Source organism: Pseudomonas sp. TH07 (genome assembly GCF_016651285.1).
GTDB lineage: Bacteria > Pseudomonadota > Gammaproteobacteria > Pseudomonadales > Pseudomonadaceae > Aquipseudomonas.
Window position 1 is genome coordinate 3,216,115 of sequence record NZ_JAEKED010000001.1, and the last position, 17,255, is coordinate 3,233,369.

General features: G+C 62.3%; 16 protein-coding genes and 1 tRNA gene. 4 read left to right on the forward strand and 13 right to left on the reverse strand.

What is annotated here, in order from left to right; genetic code table 11:
• The first annotated feature begins 2 nt into the window (after window positions 1-2).
• Window positions 3-1,016 (forward strand): Ldh family oxidoreductase, encoded by a 1,014-nt coding sequence (locus tag JFU57_RS14995; RefSeq protein ID WP_201129853.1) that lies wholly within the window; start codon window positions 3-5, stop codon window positions 1,014-1,016.
• Between the two features lie 159 nt (window positions 1,017-1,175).
• Here the strand turns inward: JFU57_RS14995 and JFU57_RS15000 are convergent, their stop codons facing one another.
• Window positions 1,176-3,344, reverse strand: coding sequence for a TonB-dependent receptor (locus JFU57_RS15000; protein ID WP_201129854.1), 2,169 nt, complete (start codon window positions 3,342-3,344; stop codon window positions 1,176-1,178).
• A gap of 176 nt (window positions 3,345-3,520) precedes the next feature.
• Window positions 3,521-3,901 (reverse strand): hypothetical protein, encoded by a 381-nt coding sequence (locus JFU57_RS15005; protein WP_078473160.1) that lies wholly within the window; start codon window positions 3,899-3,901, stop codon window positions 3,521-3,523.
• A gap of 457 nt (window positions 3,902-4,358) precedes the next feature.
• Between JFU57_RS15005 and JFU57_RS15010 the strand changes: the two genes are divergently transcribed.
• Complete coding sequence (locus JFU57_RS15010) at window positions 4,359-4,700, forward strand: YXWGXW repeat-containing protein (protein ID WP_201129855.1); 342 nt, start codon at window positions 4,359-4,361, stop codon at window positions 4,698-4,700.
• 78 nt (window positions 4,701-4,778) lie between these two features.
• Here JFU57_RS15010 and JFU57_RS15015 read toward each other — a convergent pair whose 3' ends face one another.
• Together JFU57_RS15015 and JFU57_RS15020 are read right to left on the reverse strand one after the other, a co-directional pair.
• Window positions 4,779-5,975 carry a DUF1501 domain-containing protein gene (locus JFU57_RS15015; RefSeq protein ID WP_201129856.1) on the reverse strand — a complete coding sequence of 399 codons (1,197 nt, stop codon included), beginning with the start codon at window positions 5,973-5,975 and terminating at the stop codon, window positions 4,779-4,781.
• Window positions 5,976-6,008: 33 nt separating this feature from the next.
• Window positions 6,009-7,547 (reverse strand): DUF1800 domain-containing protein, encoded by a 1,539-nt coding sequence (locus tag JFU57_RS15020; protein WP_201129857.1) that lies wholly within the window; start codon window positions 7,545-7,547, stop codon window positions 6,009-6,011.
• 491 nt (window positions 7,548-8,038) lie between these two features.
• Here JFU57_RS15020 and JFU57_RS15025 point away from each other — a divergent pair, with 491 nt between their 5' ends.
• Entirely contained in the window at window positions 8,039-9,817 is a 1,779-nt protein-coding gene (locus JFU57_RS15025; protein ID WP_201129858.1) for a sensor domain-containing phosphodiesterase, read from the forward strand.
• An 18-nt stretch (window positions 9,818-9,835) separates the two neighbouring features.
• Here the strand turns inward: JFU57_RS15025 and JFU57_RS15030 are convergent, their stop codons facing one another.
• The 9 genes from JFU57_RS15030 to JFU57_RS15070 all read right to left on the reverse strand — a co-directional run bounded on the left by JFU57_RS15030 (window position 9,836) and on the right by JFU57_RS15070 (window position 16,757).
• Entirely contained in the window at window positions 9,836-10,753 is a 918-nt protein-coding gene (locus tag JFU57_RS15030; protein ID WP_201129860.1) for an SGNH/GDSL hydrolase family protein, read from the reverse strand.
• Between the two features lie 148 nt (window positions 10,754-10,901).
• The gene (locus JFU57_RS15035; protein ID WP_020300448.1) at window positions 10,902-11,309 is read right to left on the reverse strand and encodes a type II toxin-antitoxin system HicB family antitoxin; all 408 of its coding nucleotides are present in this window, start codon (window positions 11,307-11,309) and stop codon (window positions 10,902-10,904) included.
• Window positions 11,310-11,343: 34 nt separating this feature from the next.
• Entirely contained in the window at window positions 11,344-11,526 is a 183-nt protein-coding gene (locus tag JFU57_RS15040) for a type II toxin-antitoxin system HicA family toxin (RefSeq protein WP_078473166.1), read from the reverse strand.
• Between the two features lie 315 nt (window positions 11,527-11,841).
• A complete protein-coding gene (locus JFU57_RS15045; RefSeq protein WP_201129862.1) occupies window positions 11,842-12,384 on the reverse strand; it encodes a hypothetical protein in 543 nt (180 codons plus the stop codon).
• Between the two features lie 495 nt (window positions 12,385-12,879).
• Window positions 12,880-12,953 (reverse strand) — tRNA-Gly (locus tag JFU57_RS15050).
• 165 nt (window positions 12,954-13,118) lie between these two features.
• A complete protein-coding gene (locus tag JFU57_RS15055) occupies window positions 13,119-14,003 on the reverse strand; it encodes an alpha/beta fold hydrolase (RefSeq protein ID WP_078473168.1) in 885 nt (294 codons plus the stop codon).
• Window positions 14,004-14,333: 330 nt separating this feature from the next.
• The gene (locus tag JFU57_RS15060) at window positions 14,334-15,026 is read right to left on the reverse strand and encodes a pseudouridine synthase (protein ID WP_201129864.1); all 693 of its coding nucleotides are present in this window, start codon (window positions 15,024-15,026) and stop codon (window positions 14,334-14,336) included.
• A 32-nt stretch (window positions 15,027-15,058) separates the two neighbouring features.
• Window positions 15,059-15,277, reverse strand: coding sequence for a cysteine-rich CWC family protein (locus JFU57_RS15065; RefSeq protein WP_020300453.1), 219 nt, complete (start codon window positions 15,275-15,277; stop codon window positions 15,059-15,061).
• Window positions 15,270-16,757, reverse strand: coding sequence for a sensor domain-containing diguanylate cyclase (locus tag JFU57_RS15070; protein ID WP_078473252.1), 1,488 nt, complete (start codon window positions 16,755-16,757; stop codon window positions 15,270-15,272). Before JFU57_RS15070 ends, JFU57_RS15065 begins: the two co-directional genes overlap by 8 nt.
• 236 nt (window positions 16,758-16,993) lie before the next feature.
• Between JFU57_RS15070 and JFU57_RS15075 the strand changes: the two genes are divergently transcribed.
• Window positions 16,994-17,227, forward strand: coding sequence for a hypothetical protein (locus tag JFU57_RS15075; protein WP_020300455.1), 234 nt, complete (start codon window positions 16,994-16,996; stop codon window positions 17,225-17,227).
• Window positions 17,228-17,255 lie beyond the last annotated feature (28 nt).

Genomic DNA, 17,255 nt, shown 5'->3' on the forward strand with positions numbered 1-17,255 from the left:
CCATGTCTGAACACATCACCTTGTCATTGGATCAAGTCCACGCCCTGTCGCTGCAGGTGCTGGCCCGCCACGGGCTGTCGGAGGCCCACGCGCAGGCGATTGCCGAGGTGGTGACCCAGGGCCAGCGCGATGAGTGCCACTCCCATGGCGTCTACCGCTTGCTCGGCTGCGTGCGTTCGGTGCGCGAAGGCAAGGTCGACCCCCAGGCCGAACCCAGCGTGCGCCACATCAGCGCCGGGGTGCTGGAGGTGGATGCGCATTACGGCTATTCGCTGCTGAGTTTCAAGACCGGCGTGCCCTTGCTGGCCGAAAAGGCCCGCAGCCAGGGTATTGCGGCGATGGTGATCAAGCGCTGTTTTCACTTTTCGGCCTTGTGGCCAGAAGTCGAGGCCGTTGCCGCCACCGGGCTCGTGGGGCTGGCGATGAACCCCAGCCACAGTTGGGTGGCCCCGGCGGGCGGCAAGCAGCCGGTGTTCGGCACCAACCCCCTGGCCTTCGCCTGGCCGCGACCGGGCGGCAATCCGTTTGTGTTCGACTTTGCCACCAGCGCCATTGCCCGCGGTGATATCGAACTCCACGCCCGCCAGGGCAAGCCCATCCCCGAGCACTGGGCCATAGACGCCCAGGGCCAGCCCACCACTGATGCCAAGGCAGCGTTGCAGGGGGCCATGCAGACTTTCGGCGGGCACAAGGGCTCAGCCTTGGCAGCGATGATCGAGTTGCTGGCCGGGGCACTGATCGGCGACCTCACCAGCGCCGAGTCCATGGCGTTCGACGAAGGCGTCGGCGCTGCGCCTTGCCATGGCGAGTTGATCCTGGCGTTCGATCCCAAGGTGTTTCTGGGGGCGGATTACGAGCAGGGCCTGGCCCGTGCCGAAGGGTTGTTCCAGGCGATCACCGGGCAAGGCGCGCGCCTGCCTTCGCAACGGCGCTTCGAGGCGCGGGAGCGAAGCGAGCGACACGGGGTGCAGATTCCGCAGGCGTTGTATCGGGATATTCAGGCGTTGCTGGGGTAGCGCAAAGATCGCCCGTAGCCGCTGCCGAGCACCGAGAGGCTGCGCTGTCCCTAACAGACGCCGGTAAACCGGAAGATTTATATCGCTTATCAGGGCCAGCGTCCGAACGCCGCCCGAACCTGCGGCAGCGGCTACAGGTTGCGAGGCAACAGTGGGGTTTCAGAACCGCAGGTTAGCGGTCATTTCCGCCGAACGACCGGGTGCCACGGTGGCGAAGATGCCGACGTGGGAGGCGTCGTAGAGGGTTTCGTCGGTCAGGTTCAGCACGTTGAATTGCAGGTCGAGGTTTTTGTTCACCCGGTACGCGACCATGGCGTCGTAACGCCAGTAGGCATCCAGGCTCTTGAGGTTGGCGTCGTCCACATAACGCTTGTCCATGTAGGTGGCGCCGCCGCCGACCTTCCAGCGCTCGGTGAGCATGTAGGTACTCCACAGGCTGGCGCTGTTGGGGGCGATGAACTTGGAGCGGTTGCCGTCGAAGTTCGCCGTGGAATCAGCGTATCGGGTGGTTTTTGCGTCGAGGTAGGTGTAGCCGGCCATCACTTCCCAGCGCTCGCTCAGGTGCCCGGTAGCGCCGACTTCAAAGCCTTGCACCTCGTTATTGCCGGTCAGGGCCACTTCACCGGTGACTGGGTCGTAGGAGCGGGCGTTGGTTTTCTCGGTCTTGAACACGGCGGCGGTCAGCGACAGTTTTTCGTCGAGCAGGTCCCACTTGGTTCCCAGTTCCAGGCTGCGGCTTTTTTCCGGATCCAGGTTCTGGGCTTTCAAACCACCCCCGGCAGGACCGTCGGCACCGCCAGATTGCCCGGCGGTTTCCCCGGACGGGTTGAACGAGGTGCCGTAGCTCAGGTAGATGCTGGCGTAGTGCACCGGCTTGAACACCAGGCCGGCCTGATAACTCCACAGGTTGGCGCGGTTGCTCTGTGTGGCATTACGCGCGTGGTAGTTGTCGTAGCGCAGCCCCAGGTTCAGGTCCCACTGCTCGTGCAGGGCCAGGGTGTCCATGGCATAGAGTGCGCGGTTGTTGTGCTTGACCACCGTATGGCTGCCGTCGCCGGCCGGCACCGGGGTATAGCGGGCATGCGTGTCGGGGTCTGCAAGGTTGCCTTTGTCCGGGTTGCGCACCGAGCCATAGCGCGCCATGTTGTCGATACGCTCGCGGGAGAACTCGACCCCGGCGCTGTAGCTATGGCCGATGGCACCGGTCTGGAACTTGCCGAAGACATCGGTCTGGTTGATCAGTGAGGTGTTGACTACATTGCGCGCGCGGGAGGCAAGCATCACCTGGTTGCTTTGTTCCTGGGCCGGGGTGTCGATAAAGGGCCGGGTCATGATGTAGTCCTGCATGCCGCGCCCGCCACGGGTGGTGTTGCGCAGGGTCAGGTGTTCGTTGAAATCGTGCTCCAGTTGCAGGCTGCCCTGGTCGCTTGAGGTCTTGCGGAAATCGCGGCCGGTGAAACCGTAGAAGTTGTCGCGGTCGACCTTGGCCGGCTTGTTGCGGCTTGGCGAAAACGGGTGGCCCAGGTCGGGCATGTCATCGCTCTGCATGTGGTAGTAGCTGAGGGTGCCGCGGGTGTCGGTATTGAGGCCGAAGGAGAAGGTGGGGGCGATGCCCCAGCGGCTGACTTCGACATGGTCGCGGCCCGGGGTGTCGGCTTCGTGCTTCATCGCGTTCAGGCGCAGCGCCATGTTCTGCTCAGGCAGGTATTGGTTGATGTCGAGGGTGCTGCGGCGCAGTTGGTCGGTGCCGAGCTTGAGGCTGCCGGCGATGAAGTCTTCCTGCTGGGCGGTCTTGCTTACCAGGTTGATGCTGCCGCCGGTCGAGCCGCGTCCGGAGTAGGCCGAGCCCGGGCCCTTGAGGATCTCGACCTGCTCGATATTGAAGACTTCGTGGGTCATGCGGCCGACGTCACGAATGCCGTCGATCATGATGTCGGTGCTGGCCTCATAACCTCGAATGAAGGGGCGGTCCCCCAGTGGTGTACCGCCCTCGCCGGCGCCGAAGGTAATGCCCGGTGTGGTGCGAAGGGCGTCGGCCAGGGACGTCACGGCACGATCCTGCATCAGGCTTTCGGTAATGATGGTGATCGACCTGGGGGTCTCACGCAGTGGCGCGGTGAATTTCGGCGAGCTGGCGCTATCGCGCTTGTAGCCTTCACGGTGCTCGCCGACCACATCGGTCGCCTCCAGGGTCAGTGCCGGCGAGGAGCGTTTCTTGCCTGAGATCGATTCGTTGGCTTCGGCTGCGACACCGACCTGGCTGGCGGCCATCAGCCCCAACGAGGTGGACCACAGGCGCCAGGTTTGCGAGCGGGTTTGCTTGGACATTCAGAGTGCCTCCATTTATTTGGAAGCGATTCTCATCTGCACTTAGGGGCCAAACAATCAGACGAATCTGATCAGTGCCAGCCATGAATCTGTAAATGATTCTGCGCACTCTTGGCCAACCAGTGGCGCGTGGCTGGCGCTCGATCCAGGTCCATCAACGTGCCTTTGGTGGGGGATCAGGGCACCAGGTAATGGCCCATGCGCCACAGAGCCAGCCAGGTCAGGCCGGCGATCACTGCCAGCAGTTGAAAGCTGGTGATCAGGTACTTGAGCCCCAGCGGGAAGCGCTTGTAGTCCTTGACGTTGAGGCCGCCATTGCGCAGGAAGGTGTGGGGCAGGGCGAACAGGCTGCCAATGCAGGTCAGCATGAAATAACGGCTGAGGGGGTCGTTGCCCAGAAGTGGTTTGCGCACCAGCACCGCGCGGCAGCGGCTGAGGTGGGCGAGCATTTCGTCGAGCTTGAAGCAGGCCAGGTAAACCTGAATGGCCAGGGACAGGAACCCCGCCAGAAACACCAGGATCCATCCAGCGCTATAGATGTGTGCGGTACTGCTCATATTGATCGGATCACCTCATCAGTGCTCCTGCCTGGGAGGGCCCACCCGGTTTGTACCCCTGCCTCGTCGATGTTGGGTCGAGCGGTTGGCAGGGAGAGGCACTCAATCAGGCAGCGGTATCAGATGCGGCATCAAGCTGGCCGCACCTGGAAGGGCGTTCTCTCGGGCGAGCGCGCCGTGGCTGAATTGCGATGGCGGACCATAGCAAAAATTATGCCAATTTTAAATGGCTGGAAGCGGCGAGTTCGTTACCAAGTGTCTGCGCGGGGGTGTTTGGCCGCTGATCGGATGCACCTGTCCGTGCGCCTCACTTTCAGCGGCCGGGGTGTCTGTCGGCATCAGGTTCAGCAATCAGACAGTTCGCAGCTGTTACAAGATTTATACCCGGCAGGAGCAGGGTGGAAACAAGGGGGCGTTGTTACACAGAAGTCTTGGCCATTGGCGCCGAGGAGGCAGCATGGTGTTACGTTACGCAGCTTTGCTGGCGGTGGTCGTGATGGCCTCCGGGTGTGTCCAGGAACGGGTAGTGCATGAGCGGCGGGTGGTCGAGCGTCCGCCGCCGACCCAGTACGTCGAAGTGGTGGCGCCACAGCCGCCGCCGGAGCGCGTCGTCGAGGTCGAGCCCATGGGCCGCTCGGGTTACGTCTGGTCGCGCGGCTACTGGCATTGGGACGGTCGGCGCTACGTCGCCGTGCATGGTCACTGGGAACCGGTACGCGCCGGCTATCGCTATGTGCACCCGCATTGGGAACAGCGCAACGATGGCTGGCATCTGCGGGTCGGGGCCTGGGTCAACTGAGCCCAGGTTGGGCGTGAGCAAAAAAGGCGATCCCGGGATCGCTTTTTTTGTGCCTGCGCACCGGGCGACAGGCTCGCCTCAGACCAGTTGCAGGGCGTTGGGCCGGGCTCCCGGGAATACCGTTTGCACCTGGGCCGCAGACAGCCCCCAGGTCCCCGCCAGCACGCCGCCGAGCAGGTCGCGGTAGTTGTTGAGCACTGGGTAATCGCGGTTTTGCAGGAGGCTTTGCGGGTTGACCGCGACTTGCTCACCGGCGATCCGCCCACCACGCACATGCCCGCCGAGCACCCAGTACACCGTGCCGTGCCCGTGATCAGTGCCCTTGGCGCCGTTTTCGCGGAAGGTCCGCCCAAACTCGGAAACCACCACCACCGTGGTCTGCTGCCAGTGCGGCCCGAGGGCGTCGGCAAAAGCTGCCAGGCCCTGGCCGAGGTTGGCCAGGTTGCTGGCCAGCGGGCCCCGGGTACTGCCCTGGTTGACGTGGGTGTCCCAGCCGCCGACATCGACGAAACCCAATCGGTATTGATCGCGCATCAGGCTGGCCATGCGCCGGGTCTGGGTGGCGAAGTCCTGGGCATTGGCCGCGCCGCGATTGGCCGCGAGCATCTCGGCCTGTAACTCCCGGGAGACTTTCTGCCTCAGTTCCAGGCCATCGGCGGCCGAAGCGGCATAAGGCGTGTCTTTGTACATGGCCGAAAGAATCGCCGCCTGGCGATCGTCAAAGGCCGGCTTCGACACGCCGCGCAGTGACAGGTTGGGAATGTCCCTGGCGCCCTGGAAACTCAGGGGCATTGCATCGGTGAAGGCGATGGGCGCGCTGTCCGGCATCAGTCGTGCCAGGCGGCCGAGAAAACCCGAGTCGTAGCCCCCGCGTTGCCGGGTCGGTTCGCCGGATTCGATGTTGTCCTGGGTTTCGAAATGGCTGCGGGACATATCGTCGGTGCCGGCAAAGGGCACGAAGGCTAATTGCTTGCGTTGCCACAGTGGGTAGAGCGAGTCGCGCAGCACCGGGTTCAGGCCCCAGTGGCCGTCCAGGGCAATGGCGCTGTCGGGGTTGGCGGGGTCCGGGCGGGCAATCGCCAGGCTGGGCCGAGACTCGTAATAAAAGTCGCTGGCGTAAGGCACCAGCAGGTTGTTGCAGTCGTAGCCACCCCGGAGAAACACCACCAGCAGGCGTGGCGTGCTGGCGGGAGCGGCAAATAATCGGGCGGAAAACGACAGGCTTGGCAGGGCGGCGCTGGCGATAGCGGCCAGCAGCAATTCTCGACGGTTCATGGCGGCTCCTGATCAGGTCTGATCGGCTGGCAGTCAACGATTGTTGAAGTCGGGCGAGGACAGCAGGAAGGTGTTCCATTCCTGCGGCGAGACGGCCTTGTCCAGGGCATCGCGGGTTGCCCGGGAAAGGCGCGGCGCCATCGCCTCGTAGAACAACGGGGTGGTGATCAGCGGGAAACCGGGCCCGGCGACTGTGCTGCCTTCGGCGGTGAACAACTTGTTGTCGCCTCGGCCGATGGCGCGGGCGATCTCGAAGCGCTTGGACATCTGCCCGGAACTCGACCAGGCGCTGGCCACCAGCGGCCAGCCATCGGGCGTGACCCGACCGAACAGCGGTTGGCCCAACTGGTTGAGCCAGTTGATCAAAGGCCGGGCATTGGCCAGAGGTTTGCCGTCGTAGGCCAGGCGTACGGCGGAGATCACGAATTGCTGCGGATCCTTGAACTTGCCACCGGCACTGTGCAGCAGTTCGGGGGCCTGAAACAGGGTGCGCATTACCTGGGCGATATCGCCGTCGCTGTCTTCAAAGGTCTTGGCCATGCGTGCCACCAACGCGGGCGGTGGGCTGTCGGCGACGAAGTATTCGGCCAGGCGCTGGGAGATAAAACGCGCGCAGGCAGGCTGGCGTGTGATCAGTTCCACGGCCTGGGTAATCTCGTCGAAACCGCGGCCCTTGACCGGCTGTCCCAGCAGCAGCTTGTCGCTGAAGTCATGGCGTCGCGGGTTGAATTGAAACAGGCCTTGTTGCACCAGCAGCGCTTGCAGCCGTGGCGGAAAATTTTGCGGCCGACCGTCCAGCGGAGTCAGGCCGGCACCGGTAAGAATCAGCGCCAGTTGCTGGACGTCCTGCTGGCTGTAGCCGGCGCCGACGCCCAGGGTGTGCAGCTCCATCAGTTCGCGGGCGTAGTTTTCATTGACCTTGCCCTTGGCGTTTTGTGCGTTGTCGAGGTATTGCAGCATGGCCGGGCTTTTCAGGGTGGCCAGCAGCAGGTCCTGGAAGCGCCCCAGGGCGTGGGGGCGAATGGCGTTTTCGACGTAATCGGCACTGAGGATCCGCACCTGGCCCTTGCCCTGGAAGACGCTGAAGTGGTTGAGCCAGAACACCACCAACTGCTCCTTGAGCTGGTTGGGGCCATAGATCGCGTGCAGCAGCACGCCAGCGCGCGCCTGCTCGGCCAGGGCATTGGCCTGCTGCTGGTCGGCCTTCCGGGCTGCGATTTTGGCGTCGCCATCGGGCAGGGCCTTGAGCTGCTCCTGACGCTCCTTGTAGTTTTGCAACAGCTCCGCCGCCGGGGTGGTCAACGCCGGGTAGCTGCGCAGCAGATCATTGATCGGGGCCGGCAGCGGGTCGTTGATCCGGTCGGCCAACTGGGCCTCCAGCAGGCCCTGGCGCCCGAGGCTGTGCAAGCGTTTGAGGTTGGCGGCGTCGAGGTCGAAACCGTCGCGCCGCAGCCATGCAATATCGTCCGCGCTCAGGGCCGCAGGCTGGCTGGCCAGGGCCAGGGTGGGGAGTATCAGCAGCAGGCAGGCCGTTCGGCTCAGGGCCTGCTTGATCAGTAATGGCACATGCATAGTAGGCCGTTCCCAGGCTGGAGAAGACATCGACACCCGCCCGTTCAGTGTCTACCTCCCGGGCTGACGCGTTGCTGAAGATCGACTATTTATTTACGTGCGTACCGGGGCTTGAGTAACGCCTCGGCAAGGCGGGTGATTGGTTGCTCCATAAGCGTCAGGCGCCAGATTGAAATACGGCTTGTTTGATGCAGGGCACGGTTTTCAAGGCGTTGCCGGTTTTGACGGTGTTGCGCCAAGGATTTTTCAGCCGGCCCGGGCTCTGGCGAAGGGTCTGGAACCTGTGTTTCAGGCCTGTGCCCCAGGGGCGGAAAAAGACCGTCGGTCCGACGGACGGAATTGGCAAGCTTAGGTGACTGCGGCATCCTGTCGGCTAGTATCGCAATGCCATTACCGCAACACTATTGCTCCCCTTTCCCAGTGCCAACCTGGCACCCCTGCGAGATAGGTTTTTGTCGTGAAAATCCGCTTATCCCTGTCCAAGCGCTTGTATGCCCGATAAGGCTCTGGCCGAGGAGCAGCGGCTGGCTGCTCTCTATGCTCTGGAATTGCTGGACACTGCCCGTTGCGAGAATTTTGATCGGATCTGCCGTATGGCCGCCGAGTATTTCAAGGTGCCCATGGCCCTGATTACCCTGGTGGACCGTGACCGGCAGTGGTTCAAGTCACGGGTGGGGTTCACGGTCGATGAGACCCCGATCGAACAGTCGTTCTGCGCTTACACGGTGAATGCGCGGGAGGTGTTCGAGGTGGAGAACGCCTACCGCGATGTGCGTTTTTTCAATAACCCGCTGGTCACCGAGGAGCCGGGCATTCGCTTCTATGCCGGCGCGCCGTTGCTGACGTCCTCGGGGCATGCGATTGGCAGTTTATGCGTGATCGACAAGTCGCCACAGCAGCTCAACGCTGCCGAGCGTCAGCAGCTGCGTGACCTGGCCTCGATGGTGATGGAGCAGATCGAGCTGCGCCAGCGCCTGCGCCGCCTTGACCCGGTGACCGGCCTTCCTAATCGCGAGCAGTTCCAGAGTGACCTGCTGGACCTGGTCGAGCAGCATCCCGGCGAAAAACGCGTGCTGGTGCTGATCGACGCGGTGGACATGGCCCTGGCCCACGAGTTGACACTGGCGATGGGCATGTCGCCGTTCGAGACCATCGTTCGTTTCGTGGCGCAGCAGTTGCAGAATTACCTGGGGCGCCACGTGCGGATTTATCACGTGTCGGTCAAGCGCTTCGGTTTCCTGCTGCCGGCGGGCACAGCGAGCCTTGATCAGTTTCTCGATGCCCTGGTCAGCCGCCTGCGGCGACGGCCGCCGAAGCTGGATCTGCCGATCGTGCCAGGTGTCTGTGCCGGCACGGTGGAGTTCGGCATCGACTCGCCATCGGTCCAGGATGCGTTGCGCAAGGCCATGTTCGCCCTGGAACTGGCGAACATGCGCCGCACGTGCTGGGCCCACTACGATGTGGTGCGCGACCAGGCGTATCGCCGGGCATTCAACCTGGCGTCGGACATCAACGAAGCCCTGGAAACGGGCCAGATCTACCTGATGTTCCAGCCGCGCTTTGCCCTGCCTGATGGGGCGCAGGTCAGTGCCGAGGCGCTGATCCGCTGGGAGCATCCGCGCCTCGGCCTGATCTCGCCGGCCGAGTTCATTCCGGTGATGGAGCGCAACGCGCTGATCCACCGCGTCACCCATTGGGTGATCGATGCGGTGTTGAGCAAGTTGCAGTGCTGGAGCCTGACCCAGGTCAGCAAGCTGTCGATCAACCTGTCGCCCAAGGACTTTGAAGACCAGGACATCGCCGAAGTCCTCAGGCATGCCTGTGAACGCCACGGCATCGACCCGCAGCGGCTTGAGGTGGAAATCACCGAAGGCGCCTGGTTGCGCTCCAACCCGCGGGTGCTGGCGCAACTGACCAAGATTCGTGAGTTGGGCATGGACGTGGCCATCGATGACTTCGGCTCCGGTTACAGCAACTTCGCCTATTTGCATCAGATCCCGGCCAATGTGGTGAAGCTCGACAAGTCCATGGTCACCGACATCGAAAGCAACGCGCAGCACCAGAAAATCACCCGTTCGGTGATCAGCCTGGCCCGCGAACTGGGTTACCGCACCGTGGCCGAAGGCATCGAAAGCTTCAAATGCCTGCAGATGTTGCGCTCATTTGGCTGCGACGAGGCCCAGGGCTATTTTCTCGCCCGGCCGATGCAACAGGAGCGGTTCCTGGCCTGGAGCGGGGCTGATCGTTTCCCCCTGGGCCGGGGCTTTTAAGGGCTGCTGCCGGGGCGCTTATTGGGCCTGGCCCAGCGCCTTGGCCATGGCCTTACCGGCCAGGGCATGGACCTTGCGGGTCGGGTGCCATTCATCCCAATAGAAATAGGCATCTGGCCGGCTGCATGCGGTTTGCACTTGCGGGTAGGTCGGCTGGCACGGTTGATCGAGCTGGCTCAGGCCTTCTGCCGCCGCGTTGCGGCGTAAACGGTCGCTGAAGGCGATGTGGTCGAAGTAGGTGATATCGACTCCCCATTGCTTGCCATCGGCAACCAGCCGGCCGGGCAATTGTTGTTGCAACAGTTGCTGATAGGTTCGGGCCTGCTCGGCCTGGCCGCCAGCGACCACCGCCGGGCCATGGCTCAGGTCGGTGCTGCCCACCACCATAAAATGCCTGGCCCCGGCCTTGGCCAAGCGGCCGACGGCACTGCGGATATTGTCGATGCTGCTGGCGGCCAGATCGGCGATAGGTTCCTTGTGGGCGAAGTCGGCGTATTCGAAGAAGTCGTTGGCGGAAATAAAGATGAAGTACAGCGCCAGGGGATCAGCCTTGCCGCCCTTGGCGCTGGTCAGGTAGGCATCGATCTGCCCGGAAACACCGGTGTCGCGGTAGGGCGTCATCCAGGCGTAGTAGTTGTTGTGGCCACTTTTTGCGCCGCCGACGGCGAAGTCACTCAGGGCCAGATCAAGCTCCTGGGCCAGCACTTCCACAGCGGTCGGGCCATTGCTCCAGCGCCCCTTCCAGTACAGATCACCGGGCAGGCGCTGGGCGTCCTTGACCTGCTGCGCCAGCATCTCCCGGGTCAGTTGGTCGCTGGCACCGTTATCGGAATAGCTGTCACCGAAGGCGTAGAGGTGATCGAACCGGGGGCTGGCCAGGCAACTGCCGGCGGCCAGCGAGAGGACAAGCAAGGGGGCGAGCAGGGAAGGGCGCATGGGCGAGGTCTACGGTAGGAGGCGAGGTTTTATCCTAGAAGGTTCTGCCCCCGCCCCTGCGCTGGTTACGACCTGGGCGTAGTTGTGCTCGCCGGGAGGTATCCGCCGGCGACACGTGCCGGTGGCGGTCCGCCGGCGTGCCGAGTGCTCAAGCCTGCTGCAACACCTTGAGCGCGGCAGAAGCCAGGAACCCCGAGCGGCTTTTTTCCTCGGGGTGATGCAATACATAGTCGTCGATGCGGTTCAGAAGGTAGCCGGGCAGGGTGATGTTGAGCTTCTGGGCCTTGCCCAGGTATTTGTGTACATCGATATCGATCAGCGCCCAGGTACAACCGGCGTACTGCGGGTTGCTGGCATGCAGGGTGACCTTGTTCGCCACCGGTATGGCGGCGCCGGTTTCGGCGAGGATCTCGAAGTGGCCTTCGATGGCTTCGCGGGCCATGGCCATGGCATCGTCCAGGTCATCGCCGGCCGAAAAACAGCCGGGAATATCCGGTACTTCCACGCCCCAGGCGTGTTGCTCATCACCGCTGGAAATCGCAATCGGGTACAGCATGAGTCAGGTCCTCCCTAGGCGCTGCTGGCTGGAATCACATCAGCAGCGCCTGTTTCAAAATACTGATGGCGGTTTTTTTCAGCAGGTCCTTTTTCGGATGAGGGATCGTCACCACCCCGGGTTTGCTCGGGTGCCTGAAGTGATGGTGGCTGCCTCGAATACGCACCAGGTACCCGCCATCCGCAACGATCTGACCGATCAGATACCGACTGTTCACAGCACCTCCTTGTGGTGTGAGTGGTGGTTGCTGTACCCACAAAATATTAATGATCAACACCATAACTACTGCGCCTTGTAGCGGGCAGTTCAAGGGTAGGCAACTTCCGGCGGGGACGGCTGCTGGCTGTATTGCCGAATCCTTCATGGCGGGCGCCATGGACAGGGGCGTGGGTCACGGCGGCTCAAGGCGCGAAGCGGCCGACCGGATCAGGTGCAGCCGCTGGAGGAGGCGGGGAGTTGGGGCAGATCAGCCAGGGCCGCGTTTTTCACTGCGCGGTGCTGGCTGACTCAAGGCCGATGGCGGGCGCTGTTATCAGTTGGCCTCGCCATCCAGTACGTACCGGAGCACCGGCTTCAGTGCATCGAGGCTGGGGGCGGAGCGCGCCAGTTCTTCCGGGTTGCTCCAGGGGTAGTTGAGGTCCGACAACCAATCCATCACGGCCGGCAGGTCGCTAGCGGGCAGGGTTTCCATGTGTTCGATGGTGATGGTCAGGTGCTCGACGCGTTTCGATTGCCCGTGGAAGCGCCACTGATACAGGCCGCAGCCAACCCGCACCTGCCCGGTGCTCTTGTCGGACATGCCCACCAGCCAGGTGCAGTCGAAGGTCTCGGCATCGGCCTGGGGCGGGCGGCCCAGGCAGAAGGTGTAGACGTTCTCGAACGTCTGGCCGAAGCGACTGACCAGCACCTCGGCAATGCCCTCCAGGCCTTCGACATGGGGCGGGAATGAAATCGAACCTGTTTTCACCACCATGTCCAGTACGGCCTGGGGCATAAAGGCCGAGTTGAGCAGGTACGGACGATTGCCATCCTTTGCCAGCACGTAGTTTTGAATGGAAAGACGAGCTGTGTTCATTGCGTGTCCTGAGGTGGGGGGAAATCAGACGGCTAGCGTGGTCGCTCGGCCGTTTTGGCGAGCGCTATTACAACGCGTGGATGGCAGGACAGCAATCGATCCAGGCGCACAAAATGGTCGAAATCCGGCGGGTCGCTCCAGACCCCCCAGTTCATCAGCCCTCCACGTGCAATCAGTTTTCTTGAAGCGATGGGTTCAGCCCTTGGGGTTGCTGCTATGCGTCGCCAGTAAACGACGCGCCCACGCCCTAGCCCGAGTGTTGCCGCCATCGGTGAAGCAATCACGGATATGAACATCCATGGGTGGCAATTCAAATGCCCCGAGCCGTTTTAAGTGCGCAGTGCATGGCTTGCGACTGAGAGGCGAAAGACTCAGGCCGCGTTCGAGAGCAGTGGTGGTTGTGTTGCGTCACGTGGATGAACCCTGAGCAGGGCTGCGTGACGGTCTCGCTCTGTACCCGGCAGATTTCAGGGGAGCAGCGAGTTAGAAGAGAAGTGGAGCGGGTGAAGGGAATCGAACCCTCGTTATCAGCTTGGGAAGCTGGAGTAATGCCATTATACGACACCCGCTCGGAACGGCTGACTTTGTACCAGATGTGGCAACGGATTTGAAGTTTTTCTTTGCAGAACCTGCATTTGCGTGAAATGCCAGCGAGCAGTCTATCGCGGGCAAGCCGGCTCCTGAGGCGGCGGTGAGCGGCTCAGGAGTGGGGGCTTGCCTGCGATGACGCTGTTTCAGATCGCCAGTGCATGGTGGTCCTGTACGTAGTGATAGCGCGCACGGCTTTCGTGCTGTGAAGGCTTGAGGAAGCCCATGAGTGCCTGGCGGCTGTCTCGGCACGCAGCTTTATGCTCCATGTCGAGGAAGTGCCCGGTGGCCTGGATGGTGCTGAAGCTTGAGTGCTGCACGTGGTTGGCGAAGAGCTTGGCATCACTGGCCGCGGTGTACTCGTCCCACTCGCCGTTCATGAACAGCACCGGCACGTCGATGGCTTTTGCCGCCTTGAGGTAGCACAGGCGATCGCTGTTGAGCACGTGGCTGATATGAAAATGCATCTGCCCGTACTCGTGTTCGGCCAGGGTGCTGACGTGCCGGTAGTTGAAGCGCTTGAACAGTGATGGCAGGTGCTTGCCGATGGTGTCGTTGACCAGGTGCCCGACCCGATGACCGTCGCGGCTGCCGAGGTAATCGACACCGCGTTCGAGGTAGTCGCGCATCGGTTCGTTGATCACCGGCGAGAACGAACTGATCACGGCCTTTTCGATGCGCCGTGGGCGGTGCGCCAGGGCCACCAGGGTGGCGGCTCCACCCCAGGAAAAGGACATCACGTGCTCGGCGGCAAAGTGGTCGATCAGCTCCAGCAGGATCTGCCCTTCGGCTTCCTTGGTGAGCATTTTTTCATGGCGGTTGTGGGCCTTGGAGCGACCGGCATAGGGCTGGTCGTAGAGCACCACATTGAATTGCGGGTGCAGGTTTTTCACCGTCTGGGCAAACGACGCAGTAGTGGCCATCGAGCCGTTGACCAAAATGATGGTCTTTTCTGCGGCGTCTGCGCGATAGAACTCCGTGTAAACCCGATACTGACCCTGTATATCCAGCACAGCGATTTCTGGCCTCATGTCATAAGACTCCTGGCAAGCGGGTATGCGCGCAATAGAGCTTGCACGTGATTTGTGACAGGTAGGCATACGCCTGGGAATCTTGGGGGGCCCATGTCGATCCGGTAAGGCAGGTCGACGGGTGTTGTTATAGGCGGGCATCTGCCGGTGGGAAGGCGGAGCCTGAGGGCTCACTGCCGGCAAAAGGTTTCTTAGAAGTATGGTGGTGACTCATCGGTCACATTTTGGCCGACGGTCTGATTCAAGCAGGCCGAGGACGAACCCGCAAGTGCCGCCGGTAAATTGTTCGACACGTTCTGCCCAATGGTCATTCAGGCCCGGGAGCAGTGCTCAGACCTGGTTGATTTCGGCCTCGGTCAGCGCCCGGTACTGGCCGGGGGCAAGCGCGTCGTCCAGAACCAGCGGCCCCATGCGTTCGCGGTGCAGGCGCACGACTTTGTTGTTGAAGTGGCCGAACATGCGCTTGACCTGGTGATAGCGCCCTTCGACGATCGCCAGGCGTGCACGGCGTGGGCCGAGGATCAGCAATTCGGCGGGCTGGGTGGTGAGGTCTTCGAAGGCGAAATACAGGCCCTGGGCAAAGGTGCTGATGTACTCGGGGCCGAGTTCCTGTTCGGTCTCGACGTAATAGACCTTTGGCAGTTTGGTCTGCGGCTGGGTCAGGCGGCGGGACCAGCTGCCGTCGTTGGTGATCAGCAACAACCCCGTGGTGTTGTAGTCCAGGCGCCCGGCGATGTGCAGGTGTTCCTTGTCCGGTTCATCCAGCAGATCGAGCACGGTACGGTGCTCCGGATCGCGGGTGGCACTGACGCAGCCCGCAGGTTTGTGCAGCATGAAATAGCGCGGTGGGGTCCCGGCCTGGAGCAACTCGTCATCCAGTTCCACGCGGCTGAACTCTCGCACCTGTGCATGGGGATCGCTGACCGTCAGCCCGTCGATCCTGATGCGTTTTTGCACCAGCAGCAGGCGTACCTGTTGGCGGTTGAAGCGCGGCAGGTTACTGAGGAATCGATCAAGGCGCATGGACAGGTGCAGGTCGGCAAGGGGCGGGCATTTTACTCGATAGGCCGGGCGGCTGCTTGCAACTGGGCTTCGACCTGGGCACAGCGCGGGCACAGGCAGGACAGATTGCGCAGCTCCGGCGGCAGGGCCTGGAGCACCGCCGGGTCGATGCTGACGCCGTAGCACCAGCAGGCCTTGGTCGCGCTGCGTGGGTCGGCCAGGCTGCAGTCGTTGCGTGCGCCGCAGGCCGGGCAGAGTTCTGGTTTATTCATGGTTGGGGTCAGGCATTTCCACGCAGGTTCGGTTGCGGCCAGTGTGTTTGGCCCGGTACATCGCCTGGTCGGCGCGCGACAGCAGGCCATGCAGTGTGTCGTCGGTGTGCAGGGTGGTCAGGCCGATGCTGACCGTCAGCTGCAACTCATGGTGTTCATAGGTATAGCGCCGCTGTTCGATCAGCAGGCGGATCTTCTCGGCGATTTTCAGGGCGGTCTCGCTGTCGGTGTCCTTGAGCAACACGATGAACTCTTCACCACCCCAGCGGCAGATGATATCGGATTGACGCAGGCAGCTCTCCAGGTCCCGGGCGAAACCGCGCAGGACCTGATCGCCGGCCATGTGCCCGTAGTTGTCGTTGAGGTGCTTGAAGCGGTCCAGGTCCAGCAGCAGCGCGCTCAGCGGCTTGGGCTCGCGCTGGGCTTCCTGGATGGCCTGGGCCGCCAGCAGGTCGAAGCCGCGCCGGTTCGGCAGGCCGGTCAGGCTGTCGAGGGTGGCCTGGGTTTCGATCCGACGCTGGTAGCGACCGACGACCCGGCTCAGCAGGGCTGCCACCACCAGGGTCACCAGCAGGCAGATCAGCAGGTTGAGGTAAAGCGACTGGCGGATTTCGCTGAGGGCGCCGTCCTCGCGCTTGTCGACGAACAAGTACCAGTTCAGCTCGGGAATAAACCGCACATTGAGAAAGTGACCCTGGCCCTGGGCCAGGTATTCGTAGCTGCCACTGTGGGGTTTGGGCAGCTTGGCCTGCAGTTCTTTCATGCTTTCCAGGTCGTGCAGCGACTGCCCGGCCCGGGCCCCTTGAGGGCCGCCGTCAGCCCCGGTCAGGACAATGCGGCCAAAGGTGTCGACGAAATACACACTGCGCTGATAGCGCTGCTGGTACTTGTCGATGAGCTTGATCACCGCGTCGACGGTCAGGCCGACGCCGGCCGCGCCGATGAAGTTGTCCTGGTAGTCGTGGACCTTGTAATTGATGAAGAAGGTCAGACTGTCCTGATTGGCCAGGTCCGGGTCGACGTTGATCTCGTACGGGGTCGTCATATCACGCACGCGAAAGTACCAGGCGTCGCGGGGTTCGTCGGTCTTGATCTTCTTCAGCACGCCCTTGGCCTGGTAATAGGTCAGGGTGCTGTTGGACACGAAGAACGCGGTATAGGCGCCGTAGTGGGTCATGACCTCGTTGAGGTAGCGGGTCATCTGCCCCGGGTCATGTTCGCCGGCCACCACCCAGTCCCGCATGAAGGTGTCGCGTGCCATCATCGAGGAAATCAGGATTGGCCGTACCAGGTCTTTCTGAATCTCCGAGTACACGGTGTCGGACGTCAGCGGCAGCTCGGTATTGACGATGTTGTCGCGGATTGAGGTGCGCGAGGCGTAATAGCTCAAGAAGGATGTGGCGAGGAAACCGCACCCGAGCAAGACAATCAGCGTGATGATCAACGAGCGTTGTGAATACAGCGGCGAGCGGAGCGGCATGACGATTCCGTTGGCGATGACCGGTGCACGCATTCTAGTGGCACTGCCCGGAAATAACTGCGTCATTTATTGGCGGGCCCCAGGCCCTTCTGCGCAGCGCAAATCCACTTGTCGGAGACCTGGAGCCACTGGGCACCGGGTCGAATTTTTACGGTCTTAAACAGTGTCAGCCCTGCTGTTTCGACTGACGCCGCCCAGCGTCGCTGGTGTGGCTTCCCGCGGTCCAGGAGGCCGCCATGTTGCGTCGAATGCTGTTTGCCATTGTGCTCGGATCGAGCCTGTCTGCGTGCGTGCCGTACTACGTCGGGCCGGGCTATTACCGCACGGACGTGTACAGGGTGCCGGCGCCTTATTACTACGGTTACTCCCCGTATGACTATGGCGGCTATTACGGCCCACGTTATTACCACCCGTACTACGGGGGATACGGCCCGCACTATTACGGCGGATACCGCCGCGGGCACCATTAGGTCACAAGAGTCGTCAGTGCGGTCATGG

What these genes read in the sequence shown, in the direction of transcription:
- JFU57_RS14995 (WP_201129853.1), top strand. Translation starts at nt 3, where the DNA reads ATGTCTGAACACATCACCTTGTCATTGGATCAAGTCCACGCCCTGTCG.
- JFU57_RS15000 (WP_201129854.1), bottom strand. Translation starts at nt 3,344, where the DNA reads ATGTCCAAGCAAACCCGCTCGCAAACCTGGCGCCTGTGGTCCACCTCG.
- JFU57_RS15005 (WP_078473160.1), bottom strand. Translation starts at nt 3,901, where the DNA reads ATGAGCAGTACCGCACACATCTATAGCGCTGGATGGATCCTGGTGTTT.
- JFU57_RS15010 (WP_201129855.1), top strand. Translation starts at nt 4,359, where the DNA reads ATGGTGTTACGTTACGCAGCTTTGCTGGCGGTGGTCGTGATGGCCTCC.
- JFU57_RS15015 (WP_201129856.1), bottom strand. Translation starts at nt 5,975, where the DNA reads ATGAACCGTCGAGAATTGCTGCTGGCCGCTATCGCCAGCGCCGCCCTG.
- JFU57_RS15020 (WP_201129857.1), bottom strand. Translation starts at nt 7,547, where the DNA reads ATGCATGTGCCATTACTGATCAAGCAGGCCCTGAGCCGAACGGCCTGC.
- JFU57_RS15025 (WP_201129858.1), top strand. Translation starts at nt 8,039, where the DNA reads ATGCCCGATAAGGCTCTGGCCGAGGAGCAGCGGCTGGCTGCTCTCTAT.
- JFU57_RS15030 (WP_201129860.1), bottom strand. Translation starts at nt 10,753, where the DNA reads ATGCGCCCTTCCCTGCTCGCCCCCTTGCTTGTCCTCTCGCTGGCCGCC.
- JFU57_RS15035 (WP_020300448.1), bottom strand. Translation starts at nt 11,309, where the DNA reads ATGCTGTACCCGATTGCGATTTCCAGCGGTGATGAGCAACACGCCTGG.
- JFU57_RS15045 (WP_201129862.1), bottom strand. Translation starts at nt 12,384, where the DNA reads ATGAACACAGCTCGTCTTTCCATTCAAAACTACGTGCTGGCAAAGGAT.
- JFU57_RS15055 (WP_078473168.1), bottom strand. Translation starts at nt 14,003, where the DNA reads ATGAGGCCAGAAATCGCTGTGCTGGATATACAGGGTCAGTATCGGGTT.
- JFU57_RS15060 (WP_201129864.1), bottom strand. Translation starts at nt 15,026, where the DNA reads ATGCGCCTTGATCGATTCCTCAGTAACCTGCCGCGCTTCAACCGCCAA.
- JFU57_RS15065 (WP_020300453.1), bottom strand. Translation starts at nt 15,277, where the DNA reads ATGAATAAACCAGAACTCTGCCCGGCCTGCGGCGCACGCAACGACTGC.
- JFU57_RS15070 (WP_078473252.1), bottom strand. Translation starts at nt 16,757, where the DNA reads ATGCCGCTCCGCTCGCCGCTGTATTCACAACGCTCGTTGATCATCACG.
- JFU57_RS15075 (WP_020300455.1), top strand. Translation starts at nt 16,994, where the DNA reads ATGTTGCGTCGAATGCTGTTTGCCATTGTGCTCGGATCGAGCCTGTCT.